Source organism: Dactylosporangium maewongense (assembly GCF_039531485.1).
Lineage (GTDB): Bacteria > Actinomycetota > Actinomycetes > Mycobacteriales > Micromonosporaceae > Dactylosporangium > Dactylosporangium maewongense.
The window spans coordinates 37,926-56,516 of record NZ_BAAAQD010000027.1 but is presented as its reverse complement, the minus strand read 5'-3'; the positions used below and the strand labels follow the sequence as shown (position 1 = coordinate 56,516).

Here is an 18,591-nt window from a genome sequence, read left to right as displayed (position 1 = left end):
GTCGTACGGAGCCGGCGGCATGGTCGCCTTGGCGTCCCGGAGGAGCTCAGACAGGTCGGATCTCATGATGTACCTCCGCATCCTCATCGGCCACGAGCTCGACGCCCAGGATCTGGCGGAGCCCGTCGAGCCCGCGTGACGTGTACCCCTTGACCGTTCCCTCAGGGCATGCCAGCACCTCGGCGGTCTGCTGAACGCTCAGGCCCTCCAGATACCGCAGCACCAGCACCGCCCGATGCCGCGGCGGCAGCTTCAGCAGCGCCGCCCGGATCCGAAGCCGCTCGTCGACGACGCTGGTGCCGTCGTCGGGGCCGGGCGGATCGGGCATGGCGTGGCCGACCGACTCCTCCCGCCGCCACCACGGCCGCCGGGTCTCGTCGATCGCCGCGCGTACCACGGCGGTACGGGCATAGGCGAGCGGGTTGTCGATGTGCCGCCACCGCGCGTAGAGCCGGGCGAGAACGGTCAGGACCACGTCCTCACCGGTCTGCCAGTCGCCGCACGCCAGGTACGCCAGCCCACGCAGCGGCTCCATCTGCACCCTGACGAAGTCCCGGAACTCCGCCTCGTCGTCGCTCACACCAACTAGACGGACGCACCCGGGTCCGCGGTTACAACCTGCCGTTGATGCTCACGGTGATACGCACTTCACCGTGCGTCACCCGCAGCCATGAACGCCAGCGCGCTCGCTGCGGCAGATGTGCGCGTCGCACCGGACCTGCTATCACCTGGGGCCCGCTGCGTCACCGTCCACGCTCTGAAGGTCATGGCCGCGGCCGATCAGCGGCCGTAGGAGTGCGGACCGCCCAGCCAGCGGCTCAGATACTCCGACTGGATATCGCCGGTCAGCAGGTCGGCCAGTGCGGTGGCGAATCCAGCTCCGTACTGCTCCCAGAGCGGTCCTTCCTCTTTGAGCATGACGGGCCAGTTGTCGGGGGCCGTGCCAGGTTTGATGTGCCAGAAGAGGAAGTCGCCGTTCCCGGTGTGTCCCCAGGAAATCAGGTCGTCGCCGGGCTCGAACCATGAGGGAATGTCTTCCCGGTCCGGGTTCCAATGCGACGCGTCACCCAGATGCCAGTCCCGCCGCCAGTTGCCCCGCCCGAAGAACTCCGGGCCGACGCACTCGTGCGCGTAGGAGTTGTGCCCGACCAGGTCCGCCCACTCCTCAGCTGCGTCGGGGGCGCACACGTGGACATGGTCATCGACCGAGCCCGGGCCGTAGGCGTCGATGAATGTCTTGTAGTCGCCAGGCAGTGTGACGCCGAGCTCGGTCTCCACCGCAGACCAGTCCTTGCCGTTGCCGGCGGAATCGGCCAGGGGCGGCAGATCCAGGATTTCAGCCAGATGCGCGGCAGCCTCGGCCGGCGTCCGCCGCGTTTCGGCGAGGTCCGCGACGGAGCGCTCACCGGACACGATGTCGTCCGGCTGGAGCAGGTCACCGCCGGTGCCGCTCACGATGGCGTACGACTCGGTGAGATCTACGACGACCAGTTCCACGTCGCGCTGCCGCCGGCCATGCTCCTCGCAGGCCAGGCGGAAGCGTTCACCCGGCCGTGCCCAGTGCCGCGGGTGATAACCCGGCTCGCCCTCCAGCCGCCACCCGTCCGGGACGATCTCGACGGAATCAACGGAGAACTCGAAACGCTCAATACGCACAGTCCGTATCGTGCATGACCTTCGGAACCCGGGCCGTACCGCCCTACCGCCCGACGACATGCCCTCACGAACCCGTTCCGGCGGTTCCTCAGACGAACGAAGCCGGTGCAACGCCAGTTGTGCAGAACCGGTGTCCGTGCCCTCCCGGCCTCGGTCTTGCCGCCGGCGATGAGGATGTGGCCGTCGCTGTGGACTTACGATCGAACCCGACGGCCTGGCCGGCGTTCGCGCAACATGATCCGAGTGCGCGCTCATCGGCAGTTCAGGAAGTCACCAGTGCCGCCTGGTCGATCACCAATCGTGACGAGCGGTGATCGGTCGCCGCACACGATCGGCGGCGGATGCGGGTGCCATGAATCCAGGCTCAGCCAAAGGTGGAGGACCGTGGTGTTGGTGTCAACATCGGCGCCACGGCAGTGAGATCTACGACCGGGACGGACGGTGCGACGAGGTTCACCGCAGCAACGAGCGCTGCGCGGGGTCCACCTTGAACCCGTTGGTGGAACGGCTTGCCGCCACTACGTCGGTCGGAACATGCCAGATCATGCTCACCAAGTTGGCCGGAATGCGTTGCGGCAGCGGGGCCGGCCCGTCATGACCCTGCAGGCCGACATAGGTCTCGATGAACAGCAGGATGCGCACGCGATACAGGTAGACCGCCGAGATGTCCGACCAGGCCACGAAATCTGTCATCGCCCGATACAGCGGCGGCCGTCCACCGAACTGTATTCCCCGCCGATCAACTTGAAGCCCGATCCGGCCCGTGAGCGCGGCGTGGCCGTAGAGCGCGAGCAGGGTGACGGATGCCGCGTAGCAACCGGCCCCGACGAGCAGCCCCAGGTCATCGGAACCAGCCAACACCAGCACGGCGGTGCCCGCGATCAGACCCGTCACCGCCAGCCCCCGGATTAGCTATGCAGGGACAGACGACGAACGAGGCACCCGACCCAAGAGCTTGACAAGAACGTCTTACGCTGATGTGCGGATGGCCAACGGGCATGCGGGAGCTGCCACCACCTACGCTGCCGGATGCTCGCCGCTCAGTTCGCTCCGTTGAATCCGCCCAAGACCGCGATGCCGACCACGCTGCACCACACGATCATGAACAATCCGTAGAGCACGCTCAGGATCCAGCCAGCAATGACACCCACGTTGGCCAGTTCGATCCCGCGTTCTCCGCTCTGCGCGATCTGCTCCTTGGCCTTACGCCCGAAGTAGATCCCTAGAGGTGGGAAGACGACGAAGGCGAACACGGCAGCGAGGATGGCGTACGTGTTCACGGGCGGAAGCGGGACGTACTGGAACTTCGGTGGTTCGGTCATTTGCCCGTCAGCTCCCACAGGACGATCACACCATCATGGCCCGAGCAGTATCGCAGCCCTTTGATCACCAGGACATCGTTCTTTTGGTACGGCATAACATCTCCAGCCAACCCGAGGACGGCTGGGTTGTACGCAGCATGAACGGGCTCCGGAGTGACCGTCGGCACCACCGGGCGGTCCGGGCGAGGTCGAGTACATCACGACCGGCGACAAGCTCGATCGGGCGAAGGCGCTCCTCGCCGTCGTGCGCGAGCGGATCTTTCCGGTGGTCGGCTTCGTTCCCGAGCGCCGCGCGAGATCTGCGGCAGATGCGGGTTTTTGGCAGGTCAGGCGCTGTCGGCGGTGGCGTGGACGGCGAGGGCTTCGCGCAGGTCGTCGGTCGCCGTGGCGTAGTCGCCGGTGGCGAGGTGGCCCATGGCCTGATCGGTCAGGGCTCGGACCAGTCGCCGGGAGGATTCAGGGCCGGGCGCGGTGCGGTGCAGTTCGCGCTCGAGTTCGACGCTTCGGGCCAGCGTCAGGGTCATCTCGTCGTGGACGTGCCGGGGCAGGTCGAAGAGTACCGAGGCGCGGATGGCGCGGCGGCGGGTCAGGGTGCCGAGCTCGGCGAGGCGGTCCGTGTCGGGTGGGAGGCGATCGGCATGGGCCGCGATCGCTTCGTCGATGTCGAGGAGGCCCGCGCGGTACGTCTCTCGGAGGCTGAAGGCCCACCGGTGCAAGCTCAGCCCGGCGACTGGTTGCAGGCGCGCGTGCGCCGCGACGCCGACCGGGGTCGGTCGGCAGGCTCGGGGCCGCTCGTCCCGGGTGCCGGATCGGGCGAAGAGTGCCCCTTGGACGGCCCGGCGGAACTGGTAGTTGGCGTCGCTTCCGGCGGAGGGTAGTTGTTCGCAGGCGGCGACGGATTCCCGCAGGAGTCCGTGCGCGGCCTTCGGATGGCCGTTCTCGGCGAACCAGACCGACGATCCCGCCGTCCAGATCGCCAGGATCGGCAGCCACGTGGGATCGGCTTCGGCCTCGTGGCGCTGCTGTGCGAGGATCGCGCGCTCGATGTCGAGGCTCGCGTCGGTCTCACCGGCAAGGTCGAGATAGATGGCCAGGTCCAGCAGTGCCCACATGGTCATGGTCGACTGGTCGGGGCCGTTCTGCGGTCCGGCCGTACGGTGGCTGTCGACGACCTCACGCTGCACGGTCGCGGCCTGCGCGAACTGCCCGGCCTCGGCAAGCCCGGACGCGAGCGCCATGAGGACCCTCGTGTCGACATCCGCCGGTTGTGGGCTGGCCCGCCGGGCGTACGCCGCAGCCTGGTGCCGTGCGGCCAACGCGCGCTCGTCGTCGTGGACGTACGAGTACAGCTGGGCCAGCGAGGCAAACGCCCGCGACGCGCTGGCCAGGTGCGCCGCGGCTCCATCGGCCGCCAGGACCCGCCAGAGGTCGGCGGCCTCCTCGAAGTAGGGAAGGCTTTGCGTTGGTTGTTCGTGTCGAACCTGCCATCCGAACCTGTTGAGGCCGTGAGCCAGCTCGGGAACGCCGACGGCCGGGTCGAGCCTCGCCAGCTCCCGATACCCGGCGATCATGTCCTCGGTGACCAGCTCAGTCCTCATCGAGGCCTCCGTGCCGCTCGGCGAGTGCGATCGACAATAGTACCCGCGCACCGCACAGCCGCCGGCCGCCGTTGCCCGGTCGACCGGTGCACGCACAACCGTCGGCGTGCTACGCGCTCGCCCGCGCACGCCTTCGCCGGTCGTTGCTGCCAATGAGCAGGCCGGCTCCGAGAAGCAGACCCCACACGAGAAACAGCGGATCCCAAAGGTAGGCGTGGCCGAGCATCGCTTGCCGATCGAAGCCACCCTCCGGTCGCAGCACACCACCCAGAACGAGCCAGGCCGCGATGGAGTTCAACGCCCCGTATCCGGTGAGCACGATGGCGGCCAGCCACGCGAACGCTCGCCACGCGCCCGGGCGAGGGAGCGACCTTCTGCTGGTCACCAGAGGCACGACCACGACCGTGCACTTCACCGCAGCGACGGCGACCAGCAACAAGCCGGCAGTGACTGGCGATTCTCGCGCAACGGTCACTGCCCACTGGCCGACCGTCGGAAGCAGCCAGCGACCACCGAACGCCCAGTAGAGACTGAATCCGGCATGGAGTAGGCCCGCGGCTGCGGCTCCCATGAGGAGACGGGCTTCTGCGTGCTTGTCTGCCATGCGCTACCAGCACACGCTGAGGTCGACGCTGCCTCGGGCGACGCAGCCGTAGTAGTACCTGATCTGCGCTTCGAATCGCTCGATGATGCGGTTGGTCAGCTCGGGGTAGGCGGCGAGGACACGTTCGATCTTGTCCCACACGGAGGCCAGAACCTCGGCTGTGCGGTACTCACCGATGCCGTAGCAGGGCACGTTCGTGTGGAAGCCGTACTCGGTGTCTCCTGTGCGGTAGGCGCTGTGGTGCGCGACGTGGACCGGCACCTGCACGATCTTCTCCCAGGCGGCGTTCCGCTCGTCCCAGTCGTCGCTGAGCACGCCTGCCAGATCGATCCGCTCTGGGGTGTCGGCCGCGAAAAGGAAATGGCTGAACCAGTCCGGATCCGGGTACTTGCCGAGGTCGAGGGCGCCGAGTCGGCGCTGCTGCGCGGCGGAGAAGGTCAGGTGGGGCCAGGTGAAGCGCGCGCGAAGCTCCTCGTCAGTCAGGGTCGAGTAACTCGCCGCCGCGCTCCAACCCGGCGCAGTCGTCGCGTCCGCATCACCGGCCTCGAACAGGAGCCCGTCGACCCACTCCTCGTCATCGGGGTGTTCGAGCAGCCGGGCGAGCAGGGCCGCCGGTATCTCTTTGTACTCCGGGTACATTCCCATCGCGCCACGCTACGGTCCGCCCTCTACCGACACTCGGCGGCCTCCCCCGCCTGGCTGGCCCGCGCCACGTTCCAGCCAACGCTCATCATCACCGAGACATCATCACGACGCCGCCGATGACGAATCCGAAGAAGCCCGGTTGTTGATGCTCCAGGACAGCTGGCATCGGCCGCGGCGAGCATGTCGCGGGTCCTGGCGTTGACCCGTTCGCCACCGTGCGAGCTGGTCCGCGACCCGGTGGGTCATCATGGCTGAATGGGCGACGACAGCACGGGCATGGCGGTGCGGCTGCACGGTGTCGGCGCGCTGCGCGGCACCAGCGAACCTCGCCCGGTCCCCGGCGACGGCATGAGCCTGGTGCGGGTCACCGCCGTCGGGCTGTGCGGCTCGGACCTGCACTGGTTCACCCACGGCGGGATCGGCGACGCGCAGCTGACCCGGCCGGTCGTCCCGGGTCACGAGTTCGCCGGCGTCGTGGCGGGCGGTCCGCTGCACGGGCGCCGCGTCGCCGTCGACCCGGCCATCCCGTGCGGGCGGTGCGCCAGGTGTCTGGACGGGTACGGCAACCTCTGCCCCACCGTCCGCTTCGCCGGACACGGCGAGCTGGACGGCGCGCTGCGCGAATGGCTGGCCTGGCCGACGAGCCTGCTGCACCCGCTGCCCGACAACCTCTCCGACACCGACGGCGCGATGCTGGAGCCGCTCGGCGTCGCGGTCCACGCCTTCGACCTCGGGCACCTGCGGCTCGGCGGGTCGGTCGCGGTCGTCGGCTGCGGACCGATCGGCCTGCTGCTGATCCAGCTCGCACGGGTGGCCGGCGCGACCCGTGTGGTGGCGATGGATCCCCTCGTACACCGCACGGATGCGGCACGCAGACTCGGCGCCGACGAGACCGTGACCGCCGAGACCGCGGACCACCTGGACGGCGTCGACGCCGACGTGGTGTTCGAGGTGGCCGGCAACGACCGGGCCGTGCATGCGGCGGTCGCCGCGGCCCGACCCGGCGGGCGGGTCGTGCTGGTCGGCATCCCGGACGAGGACACGACGACGTTCCCCGCAGGGGCGGCCCGGCGCAAGGGCCTGACGTTCGCGATGTGCCGGCGGATGAACCACGTCTATCCGCGCGCGATCGACCTCGTCCAGCGCGGGCGGGTGGACGTCGCGTCGCTCGTCACACACCGCTTCCCGCTGACCCAGGCCACGGAGGCGTTCCGCACCGCGGTCCGGCGCGCCGGACTGAAGGTCGTCGTCACCCCCTGAGCCCGGTGGCCTGCCGTAGGCCGTGCTTCAGGAACCAGCCGCGGGCCTGCCGGGCGGCGGTGGTCAGGGTGCCCGGCTCCTCGAACAGGTGCGTGGCGCCGGGCACGACGAACAGGTGGTTGGGGCAGCGCAGCTGGGCCTGCGCGGCCCGGTTGAGCTCCAGGACCCGGGTGTCGCGGCCACCGACGATGAGCAGGGTGGGTGCGGTCACCGCGGACAGCCGCCGCCCGGCCAGGTCGGGGCGACCGCCCCGGGAGACGATCGCCGCGACGCCGGCATGCGGCTCCGCGGCCGCCCACAACGCCGCGCCCGCGCCCGTGCTGGCGCCGAACCAGCCGACCGGCAGCGTCGCGCACAGCGGGTGCTGGCGCACCCACGCGGTGACCTCGGTGAGCCGGCCGGCGAGCCGTTCGATGTCGAACACCTGCGCCCGGTCGGCCGCTTCGTCCGGGGTGAGCAGGTCGAACAGCAACGTGGCGAGCCCGCTCTGGTGCATCACCGCGGCGACGTACTCGTTGCGCGGGCTGTGCCGGCTGCTGCCGCCGCCGTGGGCGAACACGACGAGTCTGTCGGCGCCGGCGGGCACGGTGAGGCGGCCGGGCAGGCGCAGGGTTTCCGGACAGGTGACGACCTGCTCGTCGTGCCAGTGCTCCTGGGCCGTTGCCGGGCGGCTCGCCGCCCTGTGGTGGATGAGCAGGTCGCGGACCTCGTCGTCGGTGGTCGGCGTGAAGTCCTCGTACGACTGGCCGACCGACGACAGCCTGTTCAGCGACCGGACGGAGACCAGCTCGTCGCAGTCGCGCAGCAGCGGTTCGATTGCCTCGGCAGGCGCGACCGGGACGGCGAGGACGACGCGGGCGGCACCCCGGGCGCGGGCGACCCACGCGGCGGCCCGTGCGGTGGACCCGGTCGCGATGCCGTCGTCGACGATGATGACGGTCCGCCCCGCCAGGTCGATCGCCGGCCGGTCGCCGCGCAGCAGCCTCGCGCGGCGGCGCAGTGCCGCCAGCTCGGTCCGCTCGACCGCGGCCAGCTGCTCGTCGCCGATCCCGGCCAGGTTGATGACGCGCTGGTTGAGGACGCGCACGCCGTCCTCGCCGATGGCACCCATGCCGAGCTCGGGCTGCCACGGCACGCCGAGCTTGCGCACGACGATGACGTCCAGCGGGGCGTTCAGCTCTTCGGCGACCTGGGCGGCGACGGGCACGCCGCCGCGGGGCAGGCCCAGCACCACGACGTCCGGGCCGCGCAGCCGGGTCAGCTTGCGGCCCAGTCGGCGGCCCGCGTCGACCCGGTCGCTGAAGAGCGGGGTTGCGATCTTCATGATCCACCTCCAGGTGACAGCGGCGGCAGGAGTGGCCGACCGCCATCCGGACCTCGTACAGGTCGGTACGCGGCCCGCACATCGGCCTCACTCGGCCACCGTGACGCGGTGATGGCGGAGATCGTCAGGGCCGAAGGTCCCGTGCCGCCACCCCACCGCCGGGCGCGACGCAACGCGGCGCGGGCCGGCCGCTCGGGACCAACGGTGCTGGGCGTGCCAGGCGATCCGCGCGACGCTGGATACGACAAGCATCCCGCGACTCAGCCGCTCCTCAGAACGAGGATGGCATCCGATGAGCGAACGCACACAGAAGACGGCGGCCGACCGCGAGCGAGCCGATCTGGCCGGCTACGCCTGGGTCCGGCACGACTTCACCTGGCAGCACGCCCGGTCGTGGTTGTCCGGCAGGCCCGATGGCCGGGGCTCAACATCGGCTACGAGGCGGTCGACCGACACGCCGCCGGCGAGCTGCCGGAGCTGCGTCACGTGCTGGTCGTCGGCGACGGTCCCGCGCCGGAGAGCACCGAGTCGTTCGCGGCTGCGATCGGCGCGGCGGCCGACTGGCTCTGCACGGCCGGCGCCGCGTGACCGCGGCTCCCCGGCCGCCACGCGCGCTCCGGCGGAGGAGCTCACCCCGTGGCACCGTCAAGGGAGGTCACCATGGTTGCCGAACACACCATCGTCGTCGGCGTCGACGGCTCCCCACCGAGCCTGGAAGCTGTCGACTGGGCAGCCGCGGAGGCGGTGCGCCGGGGCCGGCCGATGCACATCCTGAACGCGTTCCAGTGGCCGCCGCCGATCTACGCGCCGGTCGTCGCGCCGTCGCCGTCACCGTTCGAGCTCGGGATCCAGGAGGCGGCCGCGCAGATCGTCGCCGAGGCCGCCGACCGGGCGAGAGCGGCTGCGTCCGCAGTGCGGCTTACCACGGCCATCCGGCCGGAGCCGGCCTCGGTGGCGTTGCTGGACACCGCCAGGACCGCCGCCGAGGTGGTGGTCGGCAGCCGCGGCCACGGCGGCTTCGCCGGTCTCCTGCTGGGCTCGGTCAGCACGCAGGTCGCCATGCACGCCCCCTGCCCTGTCGTGGTCGTGCGGCACCTCGACCGCCCGCCCGGCCCGGAAGCGGGACGGGTCGTGGTCGGGGTCGACGGCTCGCACGACGCAGGCGACGCGCTGCGCTTCGCGTTCGAGCACGCGGCGTCGTGCGGCGCCGGCCTGACGGCCGTCCTGGCCCACCGGCGGGCGGGCTCAGCCGGCCGCCCCGACGACCCGCTGATCGTCGACGCCGACGACGTGGGCGAGGACGTGCATCGTACGCTGGCCGAGTCGACCGCCGGGTGGCGGGAGAAGTACCCGGACGTCGACTTCCGCACGATCACCGTGCGCGGCCGGGCCTCCGCCGTGCTCGTCGACCGGTCCGCCGGCGCCCGGTTGCTGGTCGTCGGCTCCCGCGGCCGTGGCGGGTTCACGGGGCTGCTGCTGGGCTCGGTGTCGCTCACCGCCGTCCAGCACGCGGCCTGCCCTGTCGCCGTCGTCCGCCAGGAGAAGCCCGGGCCGTCGTAGCGCGGCTCCCCGGTCCCGGCACATGCCCGATCGTTCGCTCGGCTACCCGCAGATGTCGCCGTTCGGCGCGCTCAGCAGCCGGTCCGCAGCGGCAACGACCGCCACGGGGCAGCCCGCATCGCGCAGCAGTCCGCCTGTGACCGGGCCGAGGATCCGCGCGCCGGTCTCAAGCCGGCTCCGCGCGGCCACCACCATCATGCAGGCGTCCCGTGTCAGGGCCGCGATGCCGTGCTCCACGTCGGGGCCGTGAACGATGCACCGTTCGATCGGCACGTCCGGGTACCGGGCCGGCCAGCCGGCAAGCGCCTCCGCCAGGAGCCGCTCGGCCAGGTCCGTCGGCGTCAACCCGATCGACGGCGGCGCCGGCACGGACAGGCCCGCCAGGAAGTCGGACCGGTGCCAGTGCCGCGCCGTCGCGGCGTCGCTCAGGTGGACCACGCGCAGTGGCACGCCGCGGCGCGCTGCCTCATCGAAGGCGAACTCCAGGACCGCGTCGGACGCGGCGCCGCCGGCCAGCCCGGCCGTCACCGGGGCGTCCTGCGTCGCCGGCCGCGCCGGCACCACGAGCACTGGCACGGCGCTGCTGCGAGCCACCGAGCATGCCTCCGAGTCGCTGTCCGGGCGAGCCGCCGCCGAGGCCAGGACGACCAGCGACGCATGCGGTGCCTGGGCGACCATGGCGCCGGCGAGGTCGCCGCAGACCATCCGGGCGTCGACGTCGATCGACCGGCCCGCCAAGGCGACCGCCCGCATCATCCGGGCCAGTGCCTCGTCACGGGGCTGCCACCGCGCTTCGGGCAGCGCATCCGGGGGCGGCGGGGCGAACGCCGAGAACAGATGCAGCGGCTGGTCACGTAGCCGCGCCTCGACGGCTCCGGCCCGCACGGCCACCAGTTCGTCGTCGGCGTCGTCGAGTCCGACGAGCACCGGCCGGGCTAGGACGGTCATGGCACGGCTCCTGTCATGTCGGCGGGGCTCACACCTCCCAACGTGCCACCGGCGCGACGCCCGGGTCATGGCCGAACTACCCGCCGCCGCCGGGACGTTCGGCCGCTTTCCTCGGCGGTACGGCACCATCCGTGCTGGCCGTAGCACAGGGGCCATGCCGAGGATCAACGCGGCCACCGTCGCCGAGCACCGTGCCCAGCAGCGCCTCGCATTGCTGGCCGCGGCTCGCGACGTTCTACTCGAGGAAGGCTACGCCGCACTGAGCTTCGCCGCCCTTGCCAACCGCACCGGACTCGCACGCCCCACCGTGTACTCGTACTTCACGACCAAGGACGACATCGTGCTCGCGCTGTGCGAGGCCGAGCTGCCCCTCGTCGCGGCGGACCTCGATGGGCTCGGCTCCGTTCACTGAGATCATCGACGCTGAGGGGAGTCGGACCGTCGGTGAGGTCCAGGTGTTGTCGCCCTCGATGAGTGACCCGGGACGGCCGGACGCGTGCGACCGTGGGCGCTGTGACGACGCGCGACGTTTGCTTCGGCGATGCGACGACCGGTGCCGTGTCGTTGGACCGTCCGGTCCTGCGGCATCCGGCCAATCCGATCCTCACCGCGCGACAGGTCAACGCCGTCTGGCGTGAGCCGCACCTTCAGGTGGTCACCGTGCACAACGCAGGCGCGGCGAGGCTCGCGGACCGGACAGCGCTGCTGTTCCGGTCGCACCTGCGCTGCGGGATCAGCGTGCTCGGCCTCGCGGTCAGCGCCGACGGTGTCACGGACTGGACCGTGCACCCGCGGCCGGTGCTGTCGCCGGCGACCGAGCGGGACGTGTGCGTCGACGGCGTCGACCGGCGGCACCTCGTCGACACCGAATCCGGCGGCGTCGAGGACGCCCGGATCAACCCGGTCGAGGGCACGTTCGCGGTCACGTACAGCGCCTACCACGCCGGGATTCGCAACCGGGTGCGCGTGTCGCTCGCCCTCACCGACGATCTCACCACGTTCACCAGGCACGGTCCGATGCTCGATCGGGACATGCGCAACGTGGTCGTGTTCCCGGAGCGGATCGGCGGGCGGTACGTCGGGCTGTTCCGGCCCAACGACGTCGGTCCGGGCGACATCGGCGGCGTGTACACGCAGGTCAGGATCGGCTACGCGGACGACTTCCGGACCGGGCCGTGGGAGGTCGCCGACGAGCCGGTGCTGCGTACGGGCGTGGGCCCGAGCGCCTTCTCCGACAAGATCGGGCCGGGTGCGCCGCCGGTGCGTACGCCGCACGGCTGGCTCAACGTCTTCCACGGCGTACGCGCCACGATGGACGGCAATCCGTATGTGCTCGGCGTCGCCCTGCACGATCTCGACGACCCGAGCGTGGTGCGCGTGTCGAGCATCCCGATCCTGTTTCCGTCGCGCGCCGACTGCCGCGTCCCCGACACCGACTACGTCCACGTGCCGAACGTGGTCTTCTCCTGCGGCCTGGTACGCGAGGCCGACGGCACGGTCGTCGTCTACTACGCCGGCAACGACACGGTCATGAACGTGGCCGTGACGCATGAGGACGTGCTGGCGGACCTGTGTCTGCGCTACGGCCAGGACCCTCTGACCGGTAGGTTGCTGTACCCCGTCTGACCGCGTGGAGACCGCCGGGCTTCGCCCCGCCGACCCCCCTCGATGTCGGCGATGGACGCCGTTCGCTCGAAGCGCCGCGGAGCCGCGTCAGTGCGGCCGCGGGCCGGGGGCCTGCGCTGTTGTGTGGTCCAGGACGCGGGTGACGCTGCGCAGGAGCTGGTGGGCACTGACCGGTTTGGTGAGCAAGGTCGCGCCGGCCGGGATGGCGCTGCGGCTGGCGAGGATTGTTTCGGTGTATCCGGACAGATAGATGACGGGCAGTCCTGGTCGGGCGCGGTGCAGTGCGGCGGCGAGGGCGGGTCCGTGCATGTCGGGCAGGATCACGTCGGTGAGCAGCAGCGCGATGTCGGGGTCGACCGCGGCGAGCTGCTGGGCGTCGGTGACCGTGGCGGCGGACAGGACCGTGTAGCCGGCGTTGTGCAGGACGCGTTCGGTGATCGCGCGGAGGTTGTCGTCGTCCTCGACGAGCAGGATCGTCTCGCCGGCGCCCGGCCGGTGCTGCTCCGCCGGCGTGGCGTCCGGTTCGGTGAGGTCATCGGTGACCGGGAGTAGCGTGATGATGGTCGTGCCGTGGCCGGGTTCGGAGTAGATCTGTGCGTGGCCGCCGGCCTGGGTGACGATGCCGTAGATGGTGGCCAGGCCGAGGCCGGTGCCGTGCCCCTTGGGTTTCGTGGTGAAGAACGGTTCGAAGGCGCGCTCCAGGGTGGCTCGGTCCATGCCGGTGCCGGTGTCGCTGACTCGCAGCCGCATGTAGCGGCCGGTTCGTGCGCCCGGGTGCTGGGCGGCGTAATGCTCATCGACGGTTACGGGTGCGGTCTCGATGGTGAGGACACCGCCGCCGGGCATGGCGTCGCGGGCGTTGACGGCCAGGTTCACCAGGACCTGCTCGAGGCGGCCGGGGTCGGCGCTGATCGGCCACGGCTGCGCGGTGAGGTCGGTGATGAGGGTGATGTCCTCGCCGAGAGCACGCCGCAGCAGGGTGCCGAGGTCAGCGACGATGGTGTTGAGGTCCAGGACCCGGGTCTCGGGTGCGGGGTCGGCGCGGGCGAACGACAGCAGCTGCCGGGTGAGGGCGGTCGCGCGGTCACCGGCGGCGACGATCTCGGTCAGGTCGGCGTGCAGGGTGCGCCAGGCGGGGTCAGCGGCGGCGGCCGGCTCCAGGTCCGCGGCGGCCATGCCGGCGTAGCCGTTGATGATGCCGAGGAGGTTGTTGAAGTCGTGCGCGACTCCGGCGGCGAGCTGTCCGAGGCTTTCGAGGCGGTCGGACTGGCGCAGGCGTCGTTGCAGGTGCTCGCGTTCGGTGACGTCGGTGATGACGGCGCAGCGGACCTTCCGCCCGGCGAAGGACGTCAGGTAGGTGGTGACGCTGACCTCGGTGATGGTGCCGTCGTGCTTGAGATGGCGCTGCGGCTGGTCACGCTCGACCGGCTCGGCTGCCGCGGTGCCGGCGGCCGGCACGGTGGGTTCCTCCGCCGCGAGCAGGCCGGTGTAGGTCATCGTGAGCAGAGCGTCTTCGGGCCGGCCGTAGTACGCGACAGCGGCGGCGTTCGCGGCGACGATGTCGAGGGTGCCGGCGTCGAAGACCACAACGGGGTTGGGGCTGGCGTCGAACATCTGCCGGTAGTTGCGTTCGTGCTCCTGGGCAGCTGCTTCGGCGCGGCGGCGTTCCCGCAGTTCCCGGTCGACGGCGGCCAGCAGCGTAGTGAAGTCCTCGCCGAGTTCGGCGACCTCCCGCGGGCCGGACACCGTGACGGTCGTGTCCAGGTTGCCGGAGGTGGTGGCGGTACGTACGGCGGTGCGGAGCCTGCCGATCGGGGCGGTGACGTGCCGCTGCACGACCATGGTGGCCAGCAGCCCCGCGAGCAGGCCGAGCGCCACGATCAGGGCCTGGCGCCGGGCCAGCCGGTCGGCGCCGGCCAGCGCGGCCGACCGGTCCGCGCCGGCCAGGACCTGCCAGCCGGTGCCCTCGACGGCCGTCCGGCCATACAACCGGGGCAGCCCCGTCACGTCGACCCCGACACCGGTATCGACATCGGTAATCGCGAATCGGCTGTCGCGTACCGGGGTGCCGGCCCACCGCGACCCGTCGGGCCACCGCGTCAGCACGATCGAGCCGTCCTCGGTGGTGATCACGAATTCCAGGTGGCGGGTTCCGCCGAACAGATTGCCCGCCGCCGCGCCGAGGGCGGTCAGGTCGACGAACGCGGCTACCAGGCCGAGTCCGGGGATCACGGCGGTGACCAGGAAGGCGGGCCGTCCGGTGCGGTCGTCGCGGACCGGCGCCACGGCCTGCGGCGTGCGCACCGCGTCGGGCAGCCACGATGCTTTGGTGTAGGCGTTCGTCGGTTGGCCGTCGGGCGGTGGCCTGGACGAGCATGCAATGGTCCCGTCAGGGCGCACGACGTCCAGGTGCCCGTCGTCGGCGCCGCCGAGAGAGAATGCCAGCCGGCAGGCGCTCGGGTCGGCGAACACCTGCGCCACGCCCGCGCTGGACGCGACGGACTCAACGGTGCCGCGCACGACGGCGAGGTGCTCGCCGATCTGCCGCGCCGCCAGACGGGCCGCCATCGACGCGTCCGCCCGGGCGGCGGACACCGCGTCGTGGCGGGCCTGCACCCACCCCGCACAAATTCCTGCGCCGGCCGTGACCACGAACAGCATCAACAGCCCGATCAGGTATGACCGCAGCGGCCATCGCCTACTACGGCGCAAGGTCCTCACCGGTCCCGGTGGGGCCGCTACCGGGCGGGTCTCCCGCGTGCTCATATGGCGGCTACCTTCCCGGCATCCATGCCGGTCCGCCGCCCGGTTCGGAAACGGCAGATGCACAGCAGAGGCCAGTTCGCGGCCGATCACCCACCGCGCCGAGGGTGCGCCGACGCGTACTCGTCCAAGACGTTACGCCGTCCGCCGACCTGCATGGCCCGAATCAGAGGCGGTCGCGATCGCATCGCGCCGCCGCAGCCGTATTACAACCTGAACACGGCCGTCGAGATTCGGCCTGCATGTACCAGTCGACCACGTCCGCAAGTGTGCGAGTGCGGCGACGCCCGGCTCGACCGCATCGAAGCAGGTACGTGTCGCGACCCCCGGCTGGATGCGATTCGTGGCAAGTTCCACCGCCTGAATCCGCGACGCCCTCCGGCGCACGAAGGACCTGGCGACGGAGCAAGCCGCTCGCGTGTCCGGAACTGGAAGGGCTTCACCATGAGCATTCGTCTGACATTGCGCCGCATCGCCGCCGGAGCCGGGGCGCTCGGCGCCGTCGCCGCGGCCACGCTGCTGGTCGCGTTGCCGGCGCACGCCGCCGGGTCGAGCAAGGTGTCGGTGGTGCACGGGATTCCGGGCCAGCCGGTCGACGTGTACGTCAACGGCAAGAAGACCCTCGACAACTTCCAGCCGTCGAAGGTCGCCGGGCCGCTCGACCTGCCGGCCGGCAGGTACGACATCGTCATCGTCAAGCCCGGCGACCCGGTCACCAGCCCCGTCGTCAAGGTCGACCAGGCGGCCGTGCCCGCCGACGCGAACATCAGCCTGGTGGCGCACCTGACGGCCGACGGCAAGCCGACGCTGACCCCGTTCGTCAACGACACGAAGACCCTCGCCCCGGGCAAGGCCCGGCTGGTCGTGCGGCACACGGCGGCGGCGCCGGCCGTCGACGTGCGGGCGGGCCGCCAGCCGGTGTTCAAGAACCTCACCAACCCGAACGAGGCCAAGGCCGACCTGGCGGCCGGGACGGTGAGCGCCGACGTCGTGCTGGCCGGGACGAGCACGGTGGCGATCCCCGCCGCGGACGTCAACCTGGCCGAGGGCACCTCGACGATCGTCTACGCCGTCGGCTCCGCGGAGGGCAAGACCCTCGGGGTGGTGGCCCAGACCATCACCGGCCTGCACGGCACGCCCGGAAGCGTCAACTCCGGCACCGGCGGCACCGCCGACCGGGGCCCCGCCGCCTGGACCTACGCGGCGGCGGGCGCCGGGCTGATGCTGCTGCTCGGCGGTGCGCTGGTCCTGCGCCGCGGCGCACGACGGGTGGTCGGCGGGGTCCGGGCGTGATGCCGGCCCGGTCGAGCGACGGCGCGTCCCCGCAGACTGCTGCGGGGGCGCGCCCCGGCCGGCCGGCGGCCTGGGTCGCCGTGATGATCGGAGCCGTGCTGCTCACTGGTGCCGCGGTCGCGGCCTGCGCGCAGCGACCGGCGCCGACGGTCGGAGCGGCCGACGCGGCGGCGCTCGCCTCCGCGACACCCTCCCCGTCCGGCGGCGGTGCGCCGATCGCCGCCGGTGCGCCGCCGCCCGCGGTCGCCGCGGTGCCACCGGCCCGGCTGCGCATCGGGAAGCTCGGCGTGAACGCGACCGTGAACCCGGTCGGCGTGGACGAGCGCACCGGCGACTTCGCGGTGCCGCCGAGCGTCGACGTCGTCGGCTGGTACAGGTACGGGCCGGGGCTGGAGGCCACCGCCGGGTCGATCGTCATCGCCGGCCACGTCGACAGCGCCCGGCAGGGTGGCGGGGCCTTCTTCAAGCTGCGCGACCTCGGCCCGGGCGACCGGATCGACGTCACCGGCGGCGACGGCACCATGCACCGGTTCGGTGTCGTGGCCCGCGAGATCCACCCGAAGACGGCGATCCCGCTGCAGCGGTACTTCGCCCGCGACGGCGCCGTGCGACTCACCCTCATCACCTGCGGCGGTCCGTTCGACAGCGCGACCCGGCACTACCGCGACAATGTCGTGATCACTGCCCAGCCGATCACGACCTGACCAGATCTTGCCGGTGGTTGTCGGTTTCGGCCGGTCTCCGTTCGTCATCGAGGTGGGGCCCGCCCGGGTCCGTGCCGAGAGTGGGTGGCGTGCATGACCGTCAGTGACCAGACCATCGTCGATCAGCCGGTCGTGAGGACAGCGGGGCGGTGGGCCGTGACCGCCGTGTTCTTCCTCAACGGGCTCACGCTGTCGACCTACATCGTGCGGGCGCCCTCGATCAAGGACGCCCACCAGCTCAGTGACGGGCGGTTCGGCTTCACCGGGCTGCTGTTCGCGGGTGCCGCGCTGGCCTGCATGCAGTTCGTCGGGCCGCTGACCGCCCGGGTGGGGGCCCGGGCGGTGCTGCGCGTGACCCTCGCGGTCATGCCGCTGCTGCTGGCCGGCATCGCCGTCGCGCCCGGCCCGTGGTGGTTCACCGCCCTGGCGACCCTGCTCGGCGCCGTCCACGGCACCACCGACGCGGCGATGAACACCAGCGCGGTCGCCGTCGAACGCCGGGCCGGGCGCCCGGTCCTCAACGGCTGCCACGCGGCCTGGAGCATCAGCGCGGTCGTCGCGGCGCTGTCCACCGCCGCCCTGGCGCACGCCGGGGTTTCGCTCGCCGCCCACCTCGTCACCGCCGGCGCCCTGCTGCTGGCCGCCGGCCTCGCACTCGGACCCCGGCTGGTGCCGGAGAACGGGCGCGGGGAAGCCGAGGCCGGCGACGCGGCCGGGCAGGACGGCACCGCCGGCCCGCGGACCGGCTGGAGCGGCGCCCTGATCGTGCTGGGCCTGACCGCCACCGCGATCATGGTCTACGAGGGTGCGGTGCTCGGCTGGGGCGGCATCTTCCTGCACCAGGAGCGGCACGCCGGCCTCAGCCTGGCCGCGGCGGCGATCACCGCGTACACGGGAGGCCAGACCGCGGGAAGGCTGGTCGGTGACCGGCTCACCGGCCGCTGGGGCGGCAACGCGCTGTTCCGCCTCGGTGCGGCGATCGCCGCGGGCGGCTTCGCGGCCGCCGTGCTGACGCCGCACCCGGCCGTGGCGGTGGCCGGTTTCGCCCTGGCCGGGCTGGGTGCCTCGGTGCTGATACCGCTGACTTTCAGCGCGGTCGGCCGGCTGCGGGGCGCTCCGGCGGCGACCCTGATCTCGCGGCTGACCACGTTCACGTACACCGGGATCCTGCTCGGTCCGGCGCTCATCGGCTGGGTCGCCGACCAGGTCGGTCTCGCCGTCACGATGGCCGCGCTGATCCCGCTGCCGCTCGTCGTCGCCCTGGCTCCCCGCCCGCCGGCCTGATGGG

Annotated in this window: 17 protein-coding genes and 1 pseudogene; 8 read left to right on the top strand and 10 right to left on the bottom strand. The window is 71.6% G+C overall.

Annotated features, from left to right (window positions below):
- Window positions 1-46 precede the first annotated feature (46 nt).
- The 7 genes from ABD332_RS46710 to ABD332_RS46680 form a co-directional block, all read right to left on the bottom strand.
- Window positions 47-580: a SigE family RNA polymerase sigma factor gene (locus tag ABD332_RS46710; RefSeq protein ID WP_344511211.1), complete on the bottom strand. Its 534-nt coding sequence runs from the start codon at window positions 578-580 to the stop codon at window positions 47-49.
- 200 nt (window positions 581-780) lie between these two features.
- On the bottom strand, window positions 781-1,656 hold the full coding sequence (locus ABD332_RS46705) for an SMI1/KNR4 family protein (protein WP_344511210.1): 876 nt from the start codon (window positions 1,654-1,656) through the stop codon (window positions 781-783).
- 453 nt (window positions 1,657-2,109) lie between these two features.
- Window positions 2,110-2,550 (bottom strand): hypothetical protein, encoded by a 441-nt coding sequence (locus ABD332_RS46700; protein ID WP_344511208.1) that lies wholly within the window; start codon window positions 2,548-2,550, stop codon window positions 2,110-2,112.
- Between the two features lie 146 nt (window positions 2,551-2,696).
- A complete protein-coding gene (locus tag ABD332_RS46695) occupies window positions 2,697-2,978 on the bottom strand; it encodes a DUF4190 domain-containing protein (protein ID WP_344511206.1) in 282 nt (93 codons plus the stop codon).
- Between the two features lie 326 nt (window positions 2,979-3,304).
- Window positions 3,305-4,576: a hypothetical protein gene (locus ABD332_RS46690; RefSeq protein ID WP_344511204.1), complete on the bottom strand. Its 1,272-nt coding sequence runs from the start codon at window positions 4,574-4,576 to the stop codon at window positions 3,305-3,307.
- Between the two features lie 109 nt (window positions 4,577-4,685).
- Window positions 4,686-5,180 carry a DUF3995 domain-containing protein gene (locus ABD332_RS46685; RefSeq protein ID WP_344511202.1) on the bottom strand — a complete coding sequence of 165 codons (495 nt, stop codon included), beginning with the start codon at window positions 5,178-5,180 and terminating at the stop codon, window positions 4,686-4,688.
- Between the two features lie 3 nt (window positions 5,181-5,183).
- Window positions 5,184-5,819: a hypothetical protein gene (locus tag ABD332_RS46680; protein WP_344511200.1), complete on the bottom strand. Its 636-nt coding sequence runs from the start codon at window positions 5,817-5,819 to the stop codon at window positions 5,184-5,186.
- 261 nt (window positions 5,820-6,080) lie between these two features.
- Here ABD332_RS46680 and ABD332_RS46675 point away from each other — a divergent pair, with 261 nt between their 5' ends.
- Complete coding sequence (locus ABD332_RS46675) at window positions 6,081-7,085, top strand: zinc-dependent alcohol dehydrogenase (RefSeq protein ID WP_344511198.1); 1,005 nt, start codon at window positions 6,081-6,083, stop codon at window positions 7,083-7,085.
- A 703-nt stretch (window positions 7,086-7,788) separates the two neighbouring features.
- On the opposite strand, the pseudogene ABD332_RS46670 reads toward ABD332_RS46675, so the two are convergent.
- Window positions 7,789-8,409: pseudogene (locus tag ABD332_RS46670) on the bottom strand (phosphoribosyltransferase); the annotation flags it as partial.
- 393 nt (window positions 8,410-8,802) lie between these two features.
- On the opposite strand from ABD332_RS46670, the gene ABD332_RS46665 reads away from it, so the two are divergent.
- Window positions 8,803-8,997, top strand: coding sequence for a hypothetical protein (locus ABD332_RS46665; protein WP_344511196.1), 195 nt, complete (start codon window positions 8,803-8,805; stop codon window positions 8,995-8,997).
- A gap of 72 nt (window positions 8,998-9,069) precedes the next feature.
- On the top strand, window positions 9,070-9,969 hold the full coding sequence (locus tag ABD332_RS46660) for a universal stress protein (protein ID WP_344511194.1): 900 nt from the start codon (window positions 9,070-9,072) through the stop codon (window positions 9,967-9,969).
- 42 nt (window positions 9,970-10,011) lie between these two features.
- Here the strand turns inward: ABD332_RS46660 and ABD332_RS46655 are convergent, their stop codons facing one another.
- Window positions 10,012-10,917 (bottom strand): universal stress protein, encoded by a 906-nt coding sequence (locus tag ABD332_RS46655; RefSeq protein WP_344511193.1) that lies wholly within the window; start codon window positions 10,915-10,917, stop codon window positions 10,012-10,014.
- A gap of 154 nt (window positions 10,918-11,071) precedes the next feature.
- Between ABD332_RS46655 and ABD332_RS46650 the strand changes: the two genes are divergently transcribed.
- The gene (locus ABD332_RS46650; protein ID WP_344511191.1) at window positions 11,072-11,329 is read left to right on the top strand and encodes a helix-turn-helix domain-containing protein; all 258 of its coding nucleotides are present in this window, start codon (window positions 11,072-11,074) and stop codon (window positions 11,327-11,329) included.
- A gap of 101 nt (window positions 11,330-11,430) precedes the next feature.
- Window positions 11,431-12,543, top strand: coding sequence for a glycoside hydrolase family 130 protein (locus ABD332_RS46645; protein ID WP_344511189.1), 1,113 nt, complete (start codon window positions 11,431-11,433; stop codon window positions 12,541-12,543).
- Window positions 12,544-12,630: 87 nt separating this feature from the next.
- On the opposite strand, the gene ABD332_RS46640 is transcribed toward ABD332_RS46645, so the two are convergent.
- Window positions 12,631-15,204: an ATP-binding protein gene (locus ABD332_RS46640; RefSeq protein ID WP_344511187.1), complete on the bottom strand. Its 2,574-nt coding sequence runs from the start codon at window positions 15,202-15,204 to the stop codon at window positions 12,631-12,633.
- 546 nt (window positions 15,205-15,750) lie between these two features.
- Between ABD332_RS46640 and ABD332_RS46635 the strand changes: the two genes are divergently transcribed.
- From ABD332_RS46635 to ABD332_RS46625, 3 genes are all read left to right on the top strand, one after another.
- Window positions 15,751-16,599: a DUF4397 domain-containing protein gene (locus ABD332_RS46635; RefSeq protein ID WP_344511186.1), complete on the top strand. Its 849-nt coding sequence runs from the start codon at window positions 15,751-15,753 to the stop codon at window positions 16,597-16,599.
- Between the two features lie 83 nt (window positions 16,600-16,682).
- Window positions 16,683-17,303, top strand: a complete 621-nt coding sequence (locus tag ABD332_RS46630; RefSeq protein ID WP_344511185.1) for a class F sortase — start codon at window positions 16,683-16,685, stop codon at window positions 17,301-17,303.
- A 93-nt stretch (window positions 17,304-17,396) separates the two neighbouring features.
- Window positions 17,397-18,587, top strand: a complete 1,191-nt coding sequence (locus ABD332_RS46625) for an MFS transporter (RefSeq protein ID WP_344511183.1) — start codon at window positions 17,397-17,399, stop codon at window positions 18,585-18,587.
- Window positions 18,588-18,591 lie beyond the last annotated feature (4 nt).